Annotated in this window: 21 protein-coding genes; all 21 read left to right on the top strand. The window is 41.0% G+C overall.

What is annotated here, in order from left to right; genetic code table 11:
- Positions 1-111 precede the first annotated feature (111 nt).
- The 21 genes from ACTNEW_RS15065 to ACTNEW_RS14965 all read left to right on the top strand — a co-directional run bounded on the left by ACTNEW_RS15065 (position 112) and on the right by ACTNEW_RS14965 (position 16967).
- The gene (locus ACTNEW_RS15065) at positions 112-318 is read left to right on the top strand and encodes an excisionase (protein ID WP_441062464.1); all 207 of its coding nucleotides are present in this window, start codon (positions 112-114) and stop codon (positions 316-318) included.
- An 82-nt stretch (positions 319-400) separates the two neighbouring features.
- Positions 401-1606, top strand: coding sequence for a tyrosine-type recombinase/integrase (locus ACTNEW_RS15060; RefSeq protein WP_441062463.1), 1206 nt, complete (start codon positions 401-403; stop codon positions 1604-1606).
- 450 nt (positions 1607-2056) lie between these two features.
- Complete coding sequence (locus ACTNEW_RS15055; RefSeq protein ID WP_441062461.1) at positions 2057-2653, top strand: ParA family protein; 597 nt, start codon at positions 2057-2059, stop codon at positions 2651-2653.
- Complete coding sequence (locus tag ACTNEW_RS15050; RefSeq protein WP_441062459.1) at positions 2650-2856, top strand: hypothetical protein; 207 nt, start codon at positions 2650-2652, stop codon at positions 2854-2856. The genes ACTNEW_RS15055 and ACTNEW_RS15050 overlap by 4 nt, the downstream gene beginning before the upstream one ends.
- Before the next feature lie 125 nt (positions 2857-2981).
- Positions 2982-3149: a hypothetical protein gene (locus tag ACTNEW_RS15045; protein ID WP_441062457.1), complete on the top strand. Its 168-nt coding sequence runs from the start codon at positions 2982-2984 to the stop codon at positions 3147-3149.
- Positions 3150-3409: 260 nt separating this feature from the next.
- Positions 3410-4714: a sensor histidine kinase gene (locus ACTNEW_RS15040; protein ID WP_441062455.1), complete on the top strand. Its 1305-nt coding sequence runs from the start codon at positions 3410-3412 to the stop codon at positions 4712-4714.
- Complete coding sequence (locus ACTNEW_RS15035) at positions 4711-5454, top strand: response regulator transcription factor (RefSeq protein ID WP_441062453.1); 744 nt, start codon at positions 4711-4713, stop codon at positions 5452-5454. Before ACTNEW_RS15040 ends, ACTNEW_RS15035 begins: the two co-directional genes overlap by 4 nt.
- Positions 5455-5605: 151 nt before the next feature.
- The gene (locus ACTNEW_RS15030; protein WP_441062451.1) at positions 5606-6685 is read left to right on the top strand and encodes an acyltransferase family protein; all 1080 of its coding nucleotides are present in this window, start codon (positions 5606-5608) and stop codon (positions 6683-6685) included.
- Positions 6678-7094: a helix-turn-helix domain-containing protein gene (locus ACTNEW_RS15025; protein WP_441062449.1), complete on the top strand. Its 417-nt coding sequence runs from the start codon at positions 6678-6680 to the stop codon at positions 7092-7094. Before ACTNEW_RS15030 ends, ACTNEW_RS15025 begins: the two co-directional genes overlap by 8 nt.
- A 36-nt stretch (positions 7095-7130) precedes the next feature.
- A complete protein-coding gene (locus ACTNEW_RS15020) occupies positions 7131-7481 on the top strand; it encodes a GNAT family N-acetyltransferase (protein ID WP_441062447.1) in 351 nt (116 codons plus the stop codon).
- Positions 7482-8049: 568 nt separating this feature from the next.
- Entirely contained in the window at positions 8050-8658 is a 609-nt protein-coding gene (locus ACTNEW_RS15015) for a methyltransferase family protein (protein WP_441062445.1), read from the top strand.
- Positions 8594-9268 (top strand): hypothetical protein, encoded by a 675-nt coding sequence (locus tag ACTNEW_RS15010; protein ID WP_441062443.1) that lies wholly within the window; start codon positions 8594-8596, stop codon positions 9266-9268. Before ACTNEW_RS15015 ends, ACTNEW_RS15010 begins: the two co-directional genes overlap by 65 nt.
- 76 nt (positions 9269-9344) lie before the next feature.
- Entirely contained in the window at positions 9345-10088 is a 744-nt protein-coding gene (locus tag ACTNEW_RS15005; protein WP_441062441.1) for a MerR family transcriptional regulator, read from the top strand.
- A 130-nt stretch (positions 10089-10218) separates the two neighbouring features.
- Positions 10219-10407 (top strand): hypothetical protein, encoded by a 189-nt coding sequence (locus ACTNEW_RS15000; RefSeq protein ID WP_441062439.1) that lies wholly within the window; start codon positions 10219-10221, stop codon positions 10405-10407.
- Positions 10408-10409: 2 nt separating this feature from the next.
- Positions 10410-10739 carry a DUF1330 domain-containing protein gene (locus tag ACTNEW_RS14995; protein WP_441062437.1) on the top strand — a complete coding sequence of 110 codons (330 nt, stop codon included), beginning with the start codon at positions 10410-10412 and terminating at the stop codon, positions 10737-10739.
- Between the two features lie 95 nt (positions 10740-10834).
- Positions 10835-12424 (top strand): AAA family ATPase, encoded by a 1590-nt coding sequence (locus tag ACTNEW_RS14990; protein ID WP_441062435.1) that lies wholly within the window; start codon positions 10835-10837, stop codon positions 12422-12424.
- A gap of 313 nt (positions 12425-12737) precedes the next feature.
- Positions 12738-12965, top strand: coding sequence for a hypothetical protein (locus tag ACTNEW_RS14985; RefSeq protein WP_441062434.1), 228 nt, complete (start codon positions 12738-12740; stop codon positions 12963-12965).
- A gap of 142 nt (positions 12966-13107) precedes the next feature.
- On the top strand, positions 13108-13338 hold the full coding sequence (locus ACTNEW_RS14980) for a helix-turn-helix transcriptional regulator (RefSeq protein WP_441062432.1): 231 nt from the start codon (positions 13108-13110) through the stop codon (positions 13336-13338).
- A 31-nt stretch (positions 13339-13369) separates the two neighbouring features.
- Entirely contained in the window at positions 13370-14332 is a 963-nt protein-coding gene (locus ACTNEW_RS14975) for a transglutaminase domain-containing protein (RefSeq protein WP_441062430.1), read from the top strand.
- Positions 14333-14343: 11 nt separating this feature from the next.
- On the top strand, positions 14344-15651 hold the full coding sequence (locus ACTNEW_RS14970) for a type IV secretory system conjugative DNA transfer family protein (RefSeq protein WP_441062428.1): 1308 nt from the start codon (positions 14344-14346) through the stop codon (positions 15649-15651).
- A 14-nt stretch (positions 15652-15665) separates the two neighbouring features.
- Positions 15666-16967: a hypothetical protein gene (locus ACTNEW_RS14965; RefSeq protein ID WP_441062427.1), complete on the top strand. Its 1302-nt coding sequence runs from the start codon at positions 15666-15668 to the stop codon at positions 16965-16967.
- Positions 16968-17081: the final 114 nt, after the last annotated feature.

Genomic DNA, 17081 nt, shown 5'->3' with positions numbered 1-17081 from the left:
AAACAACCCTAAGGACTGGTTGATGCTAGTCCTTTTTTTGGTGGAATAAAATAATTAGTTTCAGGAGGGATGAAGAGTCTCTCCTGTTTTGATATATGGGAGGAAATGATTATGGAAGCAGAAAGAAATTTTGATAAAAAACTATTATCAGTAAATGAAGTTTGTGAATATCTGGGACTTGGTGCAACAAAGGTACGCGAAATGCTTAATAGTCCTACAAGCACGTTTACAGTGCGGGTTGGTAGAAGAGTTATGGCAAATCGTACTTTGCTGGATGAGTACATAGATAAAGCAGCAAAGTTTCAGTTGCAAATATAGATTAACAAAAGTATAATTATGGTGAGATTCGTACCAAACAATCACCATAATTATCATGATTACAGAAAGGATTGTGATTTTTATGGGTAAAAGTCTAAAGGGGAAAGAATTAGGAAGGGGAATTACACAAAGAAGTGATGGAAGATATTGTGCGAGAGCAGTTGTAAATGGTATTAAGATTACGCTATATGATACAAAGCTGTCACAACTGCGAAAAGATTTTGAGAAAGAAAAAGCAGAATGTCTTACTGGTATAAAGGGTTCCATGGTGGATATAACTTTAAACCAATGGTTTGACAAGTTTGCTGAAGATTACAAAAAGCATAATATCAAAAGTCAAAGCTATTCTACAATTAAAAATAATTATCTTCCCTACAGGAACACGATTGGAGAAAAAAAGATAAGTGACATAACCAGTGTCAATATCATGGAGGTACATAACGCAAGAATAAAAGAGGGGATAAAACCAGACACAATACGCAAAAGTTTTTCTGTTGTCAAAGAATTGTTTGAATCAGCAATGTCAAATAGGATTATTACTTTTGATCCGACAATAGGGATTAAAATACCAAAGTCTAAAACTAATCCCAAAAGAAGAACGTTTACACTTGATGAGCAAAAATTGTTTATGGACTATGTGCATCAGTTTAGCGAGTTTTATGAGGATTTATACGTTTTTCTGCTTAACACGGGATTGAGAATCGGAGAAGCGGGAGCGCTAAAATGGAGTGATATTAATTTTGAAGAGAATTGTGTATTGGTAAATAAAACACTTCTATATTACGAAAAAGAATTAGACGAATTAGACAGTAAAGGGAATCCTAAAAAGAAAAGAACACTTGAAATAAGTGATACAACAAAGACACCTAATGGTATGCGTACCGTATACTTCTCATCTGAAATCAGCGCAATTCTTAAAAATCAACGTAAAAGGCAGTTAGAGTTACGTATGAAGTGTGGAGAAAAATGGAGAGGAACAGGAGAATTTGAGAATCTTGTATTTACCACATCCGTTGGTTCCCCGGTTGGTCGTTATATTGCTGAACGAGATATGAAAAGAATCTGCAAAATGATTAATCAATTTGAGGATTCTGAGTTTGAATCGGCATCTCCCCATACATTTCGGAGAACATATGCAACAAGATGCTTTGAAGCAGATATGCAGCCAAAGGTGGTGCAAGCCTTGCTTGGACATGCTAACCTTGCAGAGACAATGGATATCTATACAACAGTTATGGAGCAAAAGAAAATGGAGGAAGTAAAAAAGAAAAGTGTATTGCAATTATAGGTTGCGTCAAATTGCGTAAAAATTGTGTCAGATTTAAAAAGGTAATTGCGAGAATCCTTTATTTTCAAGGAAAATTGGATACGATAAGACAGAAGTTGCTAAGCAGATGGGAATGTAATCCCGATTTTGCAAATCTTAAATAAGAACTTAAAAACCCTTGAAAATCCAGTATTTTCAAGGGTTTTTCCTTTCTAGGGCACTTCATATATTGCATTATAAATTCATGTAACTTTTTGGGTGATTTTTCGTAAAAAGTTCGTCTTTGATTTCGTAGCTCTTTTGTACGAACTTCTTAACGAAAACTTCGCATGATTTTTAAGAAAAATGTGGCGATTTCGGTAGCTAATAATAAAGCGATTTATAATGCAACTTCTTATTTTCGTAATTTTCGTAAAAATTCCGCTATAAATCTCTACTATTTTGCTTTCCAGATATCGGAAAGGAATAAAAATGGGAAAAATTATATCCATAGTAAATCAGAAGGGTGGAACTGGAAAGTCCGCTTGTGCCGCAAATCTTGGTGTTGGGTTGGCACTTATGAAACAAAAAGTATTTATTGTAGATGCAGATCCACAGTGGGATGTATCTGCCAGTTTTGGTTATCGTGATTGCGATGACAGCAATGAAACTCTGACCAATCTGATGGAAATGGTCTTATGTGATGAAGATATTCCAGAAGATTGTTTTATCCGGCATCAGGAAGAAGGCATTGATATTATTTGTTCCAATATCGGCTTGGCAGGGACAGAGGTACAGCTTGTAAATGCTATGAGCCGTGAATTTGTCCTGAAACAGATTATTGGAAAAGTGCGCAGGCAGATCAATCCGAAACTGGAGATTGCTGGAATATTATTTACCATGGTAGATGCTCACACGAATGATGCAAGAAATAACATGGAATTGCTCCAAAATAGTTATGGAAGTCAGATCCATATTTTTGACCAGTACATTCCTTTTTCAGTCAGAATGAAGGAAGCGGTCAGGGAAGGGCAGAGTATTTTCCGATATGATACGAAAGGTAAAGTGGCAGACGCTTACAGAAAGTGAAACAGATTTCAAAGGAACAGACACTGACCTATCTTGAAATTGATCAGATATGTATGAATGAGAAAAAAGAAAAACTCCAGGTGCAGATTCCAGCAAAGAAATTGAAACAGTATTTCCCGGAGGCATATACAAAAAATCAGGAAGAAATAATCTTCATGCTTCTTGCATCATGGGCAGAAAGTGAGGGCAAAAATGAATCATGAAGCTACAGTAAGAAGAATACAGAAATACCATAGAAATATTGAAAAGATAAGAAGAAGCAGGGAAAAAAAGAGGTTAATCCATTTTCTGAAAAGGTTCGGATTTCTTTTATGAGGAGCGTGAAAAGATGGCTGTGAAAATAGTTAGACGTTATGACTGGGAAGGAAATGAAATTACAGAGGAAGAACTTAAAACTTTTCGCTTAGATTCCCCTGTGGTAAGAGAAATTCTGGCTAATCTTAATCGGGAGATTGAAGAAGGGGTCAGACGGAAGGAGCAAAAAGATGACGATTAAGGATGTGATAACAAAAGCACTGTTACCAATGTCAGCTATGGCCTTCTGGCTTTGGATGGTAAAAACGATTATGGAAGTTAGCTCGGACAGAGACTTACATAAAAGCAGTTCGTTTTCTTACAGTGAACGGACTGCTTTTGTTATCCGCAGCTTTATGATATGATAAAAGAACCTATAAAATTGACATATTTCTCTGCTGTTTCTGCCTATTCAGGCCGCAGCAGAAATCCTACAATAAGAGCATACAAGGGGGAATGACAATGCTGCGGATGGAAATTGCTTTATTTTTGGTGATAGCCTTTGTGGCCTATATGTATTTTTCGGCGGAGAAAGAACGGAATGCCTTGCACCGTACCTTTTCCGTACTGCTGGTGACTGTGCTGATACATCTGGTGCTGGACGGTTCCACGGTCTATACGGTGAACCATCTGGACACTGTACCGGGACTGTTCAATGACATTCTCCACCGGCTGTTTTTGGGCAGCATGGTGGTGGTACTCTTTCTGTTTTATCAGTACATCGCCATTCTGGTGCAGGAGGAAACCGGGAAAGGGCGGCAGCTGGACTGGCCTGCCAGAATCTTTTTGATCGTGGCCGTGCTGGGAAATTTCCTGCTGCCCATCTCCTACACGGTGACGACGGAGGGCAACTATTCCTCGGGGCCGTATATGTATGTCCCCTACGCCGCCGTGGCATTCTATCTGCTGCTGTGCTCCGGGCTTCTGACGCTGAACTGGCGGCAGATCGACCAAAAGAAGAGATCCGCCATCGGCATCGCGCTGGTGATTGAATTTGTGGTCTGCGTCCTCCAGGGATTGAATCATACCTGGCTTATCAGCGGCATGGGCATCACCCTGATGACCCTGTCCTTCTACCTGACCCTGGAAAACCCGGAGGTTCTGCGCGCGGAGCTGGTGGAACAGAAGATGTCCATGCTGTACCTGAAAAGTCAGGTCAATCCCCACTTCCTCTACAACACCCTGGATACCATTCGGATTCAGGCTCAGTTGAACGGGGACAAGCAGGTGGCCGATCTGCTTATGCGGCTGGTGGATTTTTTCCGGCTCAGCGTCAAAGTTGACCGTCCCATGGTCACACTGGACGACGAGATGGAGCTGCTGGAAGCCTACATGGAGCTGATGTGCTGCCGCTACCCGGAGCTGAACTGCGCATACGACATCGACCCGGATTTGGGCGGTGCGGAGGTACCCAACTTTATTTTGCAGCCCATCGTGGAAAACAGCCTGCTCCACGGTCTGAAAAACAAGGGCTACCGGGGAGATGTGACCATCTCGGCACAGAAGGTTTCCAATGAACGCATGGAGATCTCCGTCCGGGATACGGGCAGCGGATTTGTCGAGGGCAAGAAAGCCGCCATTGACGCCATGCTTCAAAGCTACGCCAAACAGCCGCCCAAGCTCACCGGCAACAGCATTGGCGTTTTGAATGTGCAGAAGCGCATCAAGCTGCTCTGCGGCCGGGAATACGGCCTAAACTATACGGAAAATATTGACGGCGGCGTGACGGCGCACATCCTGCTGCCGCTGAAGGAGGATATGAAATGAAGAAGCTACGGATTCTTTTGGTGGACGATGAGATCATGATTCGGGAGGGTTTCAAGCGGCTCTTTGACTGGGAGGCCCACGACTGCCAGGTGGTGGGCGAAGCCGCCGACGGCATGGAGGCTCTGGCGAAAATTGACAGCCTGAAGCCGGACATCGCCATCATGGACATCAACATTCCCATTATGAACGGTCTGAAGGTCATTCAAATGGCCCGGCTCAAGCACCCGGATATGGCCTTTGTCATTGTGTCTGGCTACGACGATTTTTCCTACTGCCGGGAGGCCCTGCGCCTGCAAATTACGGATTATATCCTCAAGCCTGTAAACTACGAGGAGTTCGGCACCTGCATCGACAACCTGAAAATCGCCCTGTTTCAGCGCCAGTCCTCCAAACAGGAAACGCAGCAGGAGGAACGGCCCATTCACGGCATTACTCGGTATTTACAAGAGCATCTGACGGAGGAAATCAGCCTGTCCGTGCTGGCAGAGGAATTTCACCTCAATCCCCAGTACATCAGCCAGCTTTTCAAAACGGAGATCGGTGTAGGATTTCTGGCCTATCTCACCAACATCCGCATGGAACGGGCGAAAAAGCTGCTGCTGACCACCAATCTTTCCATCGCGGAGGTATCGGAGCAGTCTGGCTATGCCGATTACCGGGTGTTTACCAAGGTATTCAAAAAATCTGAGGGAATCACCCCTTCCCAGTACCGGAGGGACTTTTTGGAGAAGGAGCAATGACTTTCGGTTCTGGGAACTGTAAGCTTTTTGAAGCTATAGAATTGCTCATATTTTTAACAAAATCTATCAGAATCCGTTAAGAAAGGTTGGTAGACCTTTGGTTAGCCGCCTGCTACAATATGTTAAAAAATATAGCAAAGGTGGTAAATATATGAGAAAGTATTACATTGACAATATTCGTTGGACTACGATTGTGTTGGTTGTCCTCTATCATGTAATTTACATGTTTAACAGTATTACGAACGAGGGTGTCATCGGCCCGATTACATCTTTTCATGGTCAGGATGCAATCCAGTATCTGCTGTATCCATGGTTTATGATTCTTTTGTTTATCATTAGTGGAATGTGCGCAAGGTTTTATTTAAATGGTCACAGCGACAAGGAATTTTTGAAGGTAAGGACCAGAAAGCTTCTGGTTCCGTCTACGATTGGACTTTTTGTATTTCAATGGATTCAGGGATATTTTAACATGGCAATCAGTCATGCATTTACAAGTTTCCCTGACACTATGCCGAAATCCGCACTGTTTTTTATTATGATATTTTCCGGAACAGGTGTATTGTGGACGATTCAGCTTATGTGGATATTTTCAATCTTATTGCTTCTGGTTCGTAAAATTGAAAAGGGGAGACTGGTAAAAATTGCAGAAAACACAAATATGGCTGTACTTTTACTGTTGGGAGTATTTGTCTGGGGATCTGCACAGATTCTGAATACACCAATTATTGTTGTATATCGTTTTGGAATCTATGGATTTTGTTTTCTGTTGGGTTACTATGTATTTGCACATGAAAGTGTAATAAAGCAGCTGGAGAAGTTTTGTATTCCACTTCTTGTGGCAGCAGGAGTCCTGGGCGTGACATACACGGTTTTATATTACGGAGAGAACTATGCAATATCCCCTGTTGTGAATTCTCCACTGGCAATTGCATATGCATGGATTGCGTGTCTTGCAATTCTGGGAGGAGCAAAGCATTGGTGGGATAAGACAAATGGCTTTGCATCGTTTATGACAAAGAAAAGTTTCGGGTTATATGTATTCCATTATTTAGCTTTGTCTGCGACAGCATATGGGTTGGTTACATATACCAGCCTGCCGGGGATTGCCATATATGGTATTACAGGCATTGCTTCGTTTGTCGGCGGAATCCTTATTTATGAGATAATATCAAGAATTCCAGCTGTCAGATGGTGTGTTCTGGGAATCAAAAAGGAGAAGAAAAATGTTTAAAGATAATTTGATTTCTCTTAGAAAAATGAATCATTTATCACAGGAGGAACTGGCTGAAAAATTAGGGATCAGCCGACAGACTTTATCGAAATACGAAACGGGCGAATCCGTTCCGGATATAGAAAAATGTAAGGTGATTGCAGATTATTTTGAAGTATCAATAGATGATTTGGTTAATCACAGTGAAAAGGAGACCGGACTTTTAGTACCGCCAAAGGGAAAACATCTTTTTGGCATGGTGAAAATGGGAGATAAGGGGCAGATTGTAATTCCTGCAAAGGCGAGGAAAATATTTGACTTGAAACCTGGAGATAATCTGATTGTTCTTGGAGATGAGGCACAGGGATTGGCCATTATGAAAGAAGCGGGATTGCTTTCCATGATGGAAGCATTTCGCTCTGCAAAATGACGCTTGTTTATAATCGTACAGCTGGAACGATTCTATGTGGCAGAAGCAGGTGGGGATATTGCGGGAGTGATGGCAATTTCTGATTGTAACGGCAGAGCTGCAAGCGTAGAAAAAGCATCTTTAAACAGGCAATTTGGATTCCTGAAAGGATTTATTGGCGCTTTAGTTTTGAAAGAAGAATTTGAAGGACAACTTGCATATCCCATTACAACCGGATATATAGAATTTGTAGCCGTGCGAAAGGAATATCGCAAGCAAGGCATTGCGATGACAATGCTGAAAGAAAGTATGTTGCTTGCCGATTATCAGGATTATGTGCTTGATGTTACCGATATCAACAGGAGCCGCAATCGTTGTTTTCGGCATTTTCTATGGTGTGGTATATAAGATCACTTCCAATGCCTGCTATTCCATTGTCTGCGGGAAGAAAAATGATGGAGAGTTTTGAAAACTGAGATAGACGAGTGGCTGTTATTCCAAAGCGGCGAAACCCCGTAAGAAAAATTCTTTGTTCCGTTCTCATCGGCTTCGCCATCGTCGTGATTGCGATACTTGCCATTCCCACTGGATTGTTTCTTGGGGCGATTGCCTGCGTTTGGATGACAACGGACAAAATTGTTCAAATTATTGATACATAAAAACGATGACAGGAGAACTTGTGTGTCCTGTCATTGCTTTTTGCTGAATAACGCATGAACGACTTTGTACGATACCTGTGAATTCCAAATTCACACTGGAAACATACGCTCTCCGCACAATTTGATGAAATAGTCTGAGTGCTAGGCTGTTTTCTGTTTCTATTTGCCTTACGATACCTAAAAAATCGACACATACGGCTGAAGAAAGCGCCTATCGGGAAAAAGAAAAGTTTTGTAGAATAGAACTATGATCTAATAGATTGCCTCTGAAACTGCTTCTGGGCAGTCTGATATTACCTGATGAAAGGGCGTGAAATATGAATCACATTCCAATTGAGGAATATTTGCCGTACCATCTGCTGGCGGTGATGGTCCTAGCGTTGTTTTACAGCATTTATTTTGTCAAGCAGTGGAGCCAGAAACGCCGGGGCATCCAAACCATGCAGATTGGGTGCAGAAAGGAAGCGCAGACCCACACAGTTGAAACCTTAATGAGCGTTGCCACCGTGGGCATCCTCCCGGCGCAGCTTATGTCTGTCGGATTCGGGTGGAGCCACCTGCCCGCAGGTGCCCGCTTTACAGGGTTTTGCGTTGGCATGATTGGCAATCTGATCTTTCTGATTTCCATTCTCTGCATGAAGGATAGCTGGAGGGCCGGGATCCCGGACGGGGATAAAACGGCTCTGGTTACCGGCGGCATCTATCGTTACAGCCGCAATCCGGCATTTCTGGGATTTTACTTACAATATATCGGCGTGATGCTCATGTACTGCAATTTGCTGACGGCAGGATTCACAGTCTTTGCCATTACTATGCTGCATTTGCAGATTTTGCAGGAAGAGAGGTATCTGACCGCCGCATTTGGCGAGGAGTATCTGGACTACCGGCGCAGGGTATTCCGCTATCTGGGATGGAGCATTCCATGAGGGAAATCTGTTTCATATTACAGAGGCAATTGTAGGTGGAGTTGGATGTACGGCACTCTTTGGTCTCATTGCCGTAGCGGTATTCATGTTTATTACCACTGGAATGAAAATGAGTCACTCAGAACATTTGGAGAAGGAAATGTTTGAAACGGAATACGGAGTAACAGGCATGGTAAAAGAGAAGAGTCGTGCATATGAAAATACTTTTTCTCTTGGAATTGCAGGTGGTGTGGTTCTTTGTATCCTGTCTGTTGTACCTATAATCATTGCCGGTGCTGCAGATGCTCCTGATTACATTGCTGCAATTTGCGTAGCTGGACTCCTGGTTCTCATTGCCCTTGGTGTGAATATCATCATTCGTGTGAGTATGATTAAAAGCAGTTATGACGCCTTACTTCAGGAAGGTGAATTTTCAAAGAAAGAAAAGAAGGTAAAGGGAACACTGGATGCATTGTCAGGTGCATACTGGAGCCTTGCAACAGCAATCTATCTTGGCTGGAGCTTCTGGACAATGAGATGGGATATTACCTGGATTCTCTGGCCTGTAGCTGGTGTGCTTTTTGCTGCAGTTTCAGGTATTGTCAGGGCAGTTATGCGAGTCGATGAGTAAGCCTATAAAAAAAGTATTGACTCCTACCTTACGTAATAGATTATCTTAACATTATCAAGTGAAGGAGGAAACGAAAATGATGACAGTACATGAAGTGAGCAAGCTGGCGGGAGTGAGTATACGCACTCTGCAATATTATGATAAGATAGGCCTTTTACATCCGACGGGATACACGGAGGCTGGATACAGACTGTATGACGATACAGAGCTGGAACGCCTGCAGCACATCCTACTGTTTCGTGAATTGGAGTTTCCACTGAGGGATATTAAAGCGATTCTGGACAGCCCTGACTTTGACAGGAGCAAAGCTTTAGAGCAACAGATCGAGCTGCTGAAACTTAAGAAGGAGCACATCCAGAACATGATAGACTTTGCACTTGGAGTAAAAATGTTAGGAGTGAAACATATGGATTTTAAGGCATTTGATAAAAGTAAACTGGATGAATATTCCAGACAGGCAAAGGAGTTGTACGGCAATATGCCAGAGTATAAGGAGATGGAAGAAAAGCAGAAAAATCGTACAGAAGAGGATGAAAAGATTTTAGCTGACAGATTTATGCTGCTCTTTAAGGAAGCTGGTGAGATGAAGGACATGGATCCTGCTTCAGTTGAAGCGCAGAATCTTGTGAAAAGAATCCAGGATTATATCACAGAAAATATGTATACCTGCTCTGACAAAATTTTGCGTGGCTTAGGTATGATGTATTCCGGAGGCGGTGATTTCACCAAGAACATCGATGCATATGGTGGAGAAGGAACTGCCGTATTTGTAGATCAGGCAATTCAGATCTACTGTGATAAGAGAGAAGCTGAAAGATAAAGTAGAATGGGAACACTTTAGCTGTGGAGCGGGTGTTCCCGTTATTCCTATGAATGCAGAAAACATATTTCTAAGATTGTCTGGCATCGAAAAAATTTATCCTGCGTGGGATCAGGAGTATTCTTTTGAAATGATGATAGAAAAAATTGCCGATGCCAGAGAAATCATACAGAAACTGGAACAAACTGTTCGTGTTGTTGGAATGGAAGTGGAGCTGCCTGTATTAGTTCATCAGGTCTGTGACCGGCTTCATACACCAATGTGGAAAGAAAATCCATTGTTTGCAAGAACGATTGACTGCTGCAGAAGGAGAGAATGATTATGGAATGTTATTTTATGGTGGATACCTATATTGATAAGGAAAAAGGAAGAGGGATGTATGATGAATATATCAGAAAAGTGAAGCCAATTATTGAAAGCTTTGGTGGAGAATATTTACTTCGAACGGAGAGAATTGTTTCCCTTCATCCCGAAAGAAGTCCGCAGCGGGTAATTCTGATTAGATTTCCTTCCAGACAGGCTCTGGATGCCTGTTTTGCATCGGATTCTTACCAAAACATTATGCATGAGAGAATCGACAGTGTTGATGCCCGTGCATTGATTGTGGAAGCGAAAAGAAATCCTGTCAACGATTACTTGACAGAAATTTGAGCGTTTATTGGCTTGCGAGTTGATGAAGCAAATGGTAAAATCAAGGTACGATAGGTGAATTGTATCAAATATTTCCAGAAAGGGGTCTGAAAAACATGGGAAGATTTGTGAACCCAGATAATAGTGCATTTCAGGTTGCTCTGAATTCCCGAATTTATGTTGACAAGTCTGGTTTGATTGAGTATACAAATAGTGTTCTTGACACCACTAATGCTTATATTTGTAATAGCCGACCACGTAGATTTGGCAAATCCTATGCGGCTAATATGCTGGCAGCGTATTACAGCAAAGGGGCAGATTCTGAGAAAATGTTCTCTGGACTGGAAATCAGCAAGGATGCTGACTTTAGGAAACATCTCAATAAGTATGATGTGATACACGTTGATGTCCAGTGGTTTCTGGCAAACTGTGATGATGCTGATCATGTAGTGGCATTTATTACAAAGAGTGTTCTTAACGAGCTACGGGACATTTATCCGGGTGCATTGACGGATGAAGTAACTCATTTGCCGGATGCCCTTTCAAGAGTTAGAGAAAAAACAGGACAGAAGTTTATTGTCATCATTGATGAATGGGATGTTCTTATCCGTGACGCAGCCTCAAACAATAAAGCACAGGCAGAGTATATAAATTTTTTGAGAGGAATGTTCAAAGGGACGGAGCCGACAAAATATATTCAGCTTGCATATCTTACGGGTATTCTTCCTATTAAGAAAGAGAAAACCCAATCGGCATTGAATAATTTTGACGAATTTACAATGCTGAGCGCAGGTAAATTAGCTCCGTATATTGGTTTTACGGAAGATGAGGTTCAGAAGCTGGCAGGAGAATACCATCAGGATTTTGACAAGGTGAAGAGGTGGTATGATGGGTATCTGTTGAAGGATTATCAGGTTTATAATCCCAGAGCGGTTGTTAGTGTGATGTTGAGGGGAGAGTTTAAGAGCTATTGGTCTGAGACGGCCTCTTATGAAGCAATTGTACCGCTGATCAACATGAACTATGACGTCCTGAAAACAGATATCATCGAGATGCTTTCAGGATCTTCGGTCAAAGTGAATACGGCAGCTTTTAAAAATGACACGGTCAACATAGAAAGTAAGGACGATGTGTTGACCTATATGATTCATTTGGGATACCTTGGCTATGACCAGACAAAGAAGGTGGCTTTCGTTCCAAATGAAGAGATTCGCCAGGAGCTGACAATAGCCGTTCAAAGCAAAAACTGGAATGAGATGTTGATATTCCAGCAGGAGTCAGAAAGTTTGCTTGAAGCTACGTTGGATATGGATAGTGCGACAGTCGCTTTACAAATCGAAAAAATTCACAACGAGTATGTGTCGGTCATCCAGTACCACAATGAAAACTCGCTGAGTAGTGTGTTGGCGATTGCATATCTAAGTGCAATGCAGTATTATTTCAAGCCGATTCGGAAATTGCCGACAGGGCGTGGATTTGCGGACTTTGTCTTTGTGCCAAAACCAGAGTATAAAACGGACTATCCGGCATTGATTGTTGAACTGAAATGGAATCAGAATGCACAAACGGCAATGCGGCAGATTAAGAGAAAAAGGTATCCGGCTTCCATTCTGAATTACACCGGTGATATCCTGCTTGTAGGAATCAATTATGACAAAAACACTAAAGAACATCAGTGCGTGATTGAAAAGTACATGAAAGAATAACAAAAACCGACAGGAACAATATCAGTCCCTGTCGGTCTATTTTATGCCTTTAATGCTTTACAAAGTTCTTTATTCAATGCGATATCGTCTTCCACAATTGATATTTGATCCATTTGTTTCTCCATTCAAAATATTCGTTTTTTGTAATCTCGCCGGACTTTAATTTTACCCCGGAAATACTTCTTTGTAAACAGAGAGCTATATAATAAACACATTTGTATAAAAAACTGCCTATGAACAGCTGGCAGAGCTTCAGCAGCAGATGATCGACAACTCCGGCGATAACGCACTGGTGGAAGAACTGGGGCTTCAGATGGATGACCTTCGAGGAGACCGCCAGGACATCCTTGCCGAAGCAGCAGAGCGAACCGATCTGCAGGCACGAATGAACGACATGATTGCTTTCCTGGAAGAAATGCCCGCAGCCGTTACGGAGTACAGCGAAGCCCTCGCCAGAAGACTGGTCGACAGGATCACCATTTTCGATGAGAAGATTGTGGTGGAACTGAAATCCGGCCTAGTAATGGAAGTGGAAGAGTAAAGAAAATATGGACACAAAACGAAACCCGGAGCCGACTTTTCAAGTCAGTTCCGGGTTCAAATTATTGTAGATATATTGATTTTCTTGACGAGCGATGTTATAATAAAGCAACTTGAAGTTGCGTTTTTCGTGGGAGAATACTATGAGTTTTGGTAAAAATCTTAGATTGGCACGTAGGGAATCTGGAAAAACACAAGATGAATTGGCTGAATGCTTAGCCGTTACGAGACAATCCGTTTCAAAATGGGAAACGGGAGAAGGATATCCAGAGATAGAGAAGCTAATACAAATAGTGGCTGTTCTGGATGTTTCTTTGGATGAATTGTTTTCAGATGAAATACATACGAATTGCAAACTTGAGACTACCCGATAAGTGAAATTTATAAAAAGTGGGAGTATTGTTTATGACTTTCTCAAGATATTATAGACATAAACTCACTGCACAGCAGAAGGCAATATATGATGACTTAGTTGCTGGGATGGAGAACAGAGTTTATGAAGTACAAACAAATTATGTATCTAACCAAGATATATCTGTAATTGCACATGCTGTGAACTTTGATAACCCTCAGTTGTTTTATGTTGATTTCACTAGAATAACGGTGATTCAATTTATGGGAACTAGTAAAGTACTTGTCTCCTATCTATTTGATGAGTGTATACAAAGAAATATTGAGCAGAAGCTGAAGACTATTACCTCTAAAATATTGAATAGAGTTGCTGGAAAAACAATGAAGGTTGCATCGTTGATTCTCCATGATTGGTTAGTATGTAATTGCAAATATGGAGAGTGCAATGATGTTCCGAATGCATCACATAGCATCGTAGGAGCATTGATTTATTCCAAATGTGTATGTGAAGGATATGCCAAAGCGTATAAATACCTTGCAGATCTCATAAAAATGAGATCCATAGTTGTAGTAGGTAAAGGCATACATCCTGATGGAACATCGGGTGGTCATGCTTGGAATATTGTTATGCTAAACAAACAATGCTTTCATGTTGATGTAACATTTGATTTGCTATTTGCGGGCAAATATTGCTCAAGGGCATATTTTTTATTGTCCACAAAAGAGATACTCTATGATCATAGCATTGATCCGACTTTTGATATGCCTGAGTGCTCGGTTGATAGCCAGGTCTTACCGGTGGTATCAGGTACTGCTGAACTTATCAATTATTTAAGCATCCAATATAAAGCTCGAGTGACCCACTCAGAAGTCAGGCTAACAAAAGGTTTTCCAAAGCAAAAGTTATTTGCAATGATAAAAGAAAAAATGGCAGCAAAAGATGTCGGTTGGTATAACCAAATAGATACTTTTTGGTATGGAGATAAGAGCCGGACATTATTTGTTTGTTGGAAATAAAGGGGTAATCTATGGATAAACAAAGTACGCATGGCAGTATTGTATCGGCAAATCACCCACCTAAAAAAACACCTAATGACAAAGTTGTTTTGCATGGTACACACAATGGGGTGACTTGTTCTTTTGGGTTAACAGAAGAGCACTTGGACAAGCATTCTTTATTGATTGGCTCAACAGGATGTGGAAAGACAACATTACTAAATAAGATGATTGATCAGATCCAAAATCAAATGACCAAAGATGATGTAATGATTATCTTCGACAGTAAAGGCGATTTTTATTCGAGATTTGGTCATAAACCGGGGTCTGTATTACTGGGAAATTCGAGACAATATTATGATAAGTCTGTTAGGTGGAATATTTTCAAGGAAATCTGTGCAGATGGTTGGGATGACAGAAGTATTATTACAAATTCTCAAGAAATCTGCAAAAACCTGTTTGCGGAACGAGAAAAAAGGACTAATAACCCTTTCTTCCCCAATGCGGCAAGAGATTTACTGGCTTCTCTTTTGATATTCTTAGTTAGGACTGGAGAAAAAGATATTCAATTTAGAAAAGACTTTTTCTACAATGATAAATTTAAAAATATTATGGATTGCAGCGATGTGGATCAGTTGTTGATATTCCTGAGTTTTGATGATGATGCTAGAAGCGTAGCTTCTTATATCGATGGTCGTGGCGAACAGGCAAATGGTGTGCTTGCTGAAATGTATTCGATCGTTCGTGATATCTTTACTGGTATTTTTGCAGAGCATGGAAACTTTTCGATAAGAAACTTTGTCAGAAATAAGGGCGGCAAAACATTGTATGTTGAATATGATTTGTCTATAGGACAAACATTGACTCCAATGTATCGATTATTGTTTGATCTTGCACTGAAAGAAGCATTGGGGCGTCAGAGACAGGAAGGAAATGTGTATTTGATTTTGGATGAATTTCGCCTTTTGCCTCACCTTCAGCATATCGATGATGGAGTAAACTTCGGCAGAAGTCTTGGGGTAAAAGTATTTGCTGGCGTTCAGAATGTAGAGCAATTATTTGAAACATATAAAGAAAACAGAGGTCGGAGCATACTAGCAGGATTCTCTAATCTCTTTTTGTTCCATAATGATGATCCTTCTACGCTGAAATATTTGACAGAGCGCTCTGGACGTAATGTTGTTCTAGACGATTACCTTGACGTTAAAGGACAGGTGGCTGATGCTAAACCAAGAACAGCTCATACTATAGAAGATTGGGATTTGGTTTCGTTGGAACAAGGTGAAGCTGTTGTGTCTTTGGCATTTAGCAAGCCATTCAAATTTAAATTTAAGAAGTAAATTATGGTGATGATATGGGATTACTAGATATTATTTCAGATGCTATTCGTACTCGACAAGTTGCGAAAACCAATAGCAGCAGAAGAGGTATAACAGAATATCAGCCTTCTCAAATCGGAGGATTTGTAGAGCAAAATATATATAATACGAGTGTTATCTGTTCTGGCGATTCAAGCGATCTCCGTAGTGAGGCGTTGGTTAGTTTATGTGTGGCTGCAACCAATGCGAATATACCGGTGATAGTATTGCATCAAGGTGATATTGATTTGACAAATGAATTTCGGAAGGTGTATCAAAATCACCCTTCGTATATTGAAGTAGGACCTAACTCGTATCGATTTGATCCTTTCTATCAATTAAGTAACAATCAGATAAGCAAAATGATTGTAGATACCGCACCGCAAAAGTATGCTCTTACTTGTGATGGAGAGGCATACGTAGATGTCTTGACAGGATTCCTTAGTGGTAAAGGCCGCATGATTACATTGAAAGGACTATACGAATGTCCTCATAGCAGAATGCCACTGTTGTTGAATTCAGCTGCAAGTAAACAGATGCTGCCAGCAACTTTAGTTCAGGATTTGCAATCCAACTTGGCACAGGGACAAAAAGAAGCTCATAAAGTCAAGGCATATCTCAACGAATTGTATGACGAGTGTATTCCAATGTTGCCAATTAATAAAGCTGATTATCGTAACTGTATTAGCATTTTTCAAGCGGTTAAGCAAAAAGCTATTATGAATATTAATATTGTTTCAGAGAGCAACACGCTTCTTCTGAAAATTATTGCAGAACAGTTACTAATGCTGACAAGACGCTGTGTCCCCTTTTTCCTGATAGTTGATAATATTTCCGTCAGAGATGATAATGCAATCAAGTCTCTTTCGACAATTAAGGCTCAGGGATTTGGATGCGCAATTGCTGGTGACGATGTGTTTTCTTTGTGCGAAGGTAATGAAAAACTTTTTAGTGCATTGCTTGGAAACAGTCAGAAATGGTTTGTCTTTCATCATAGCTCCGGTATCAGTGCCGAAAAATGGTCTAATGCTTTTTCAAAATATCAAAAGATAGATACTACATACAACTATGGCAGAGGATACGGAAAAGGCTCGGGATATGGACTTTTTGGCGGTCTTACTCATGGGAACGTTAATTGGAATCGAAATAAAACAAATCAGCAAGGTTACTCATATGTCAATAAAGATGAAGCAGTAATTCGTGCGGAAGAAATTCAGCGGTTGCCTAATCGCAGCGGTTTTATCTACTCTGGAATGACAAGAGAAATTGCTCATGTGGAAAATTTCCTGCCACAATGATGCAAGGAGCTTCTTGTATAATTCAAATATAAGGAATTCCGAGAAAGAAGGTTGAGAAAAAAATACCTCAGAGTAAAATAAGATTACTGACTTTGCACGGTTAGTAAAAAATCT

It is taken from the genome of Blautia sp. HCP3S3_G3 (assembly GCF_052063365.1).
Classification (GTDB): Bacteria; Bacillota; Clostridia; order Lachnospirales; family Lachnospiraceae; genus Blautia_A.
This window is presented reverse-complemented; position numbering and strand designations above follow the sequence as displayed.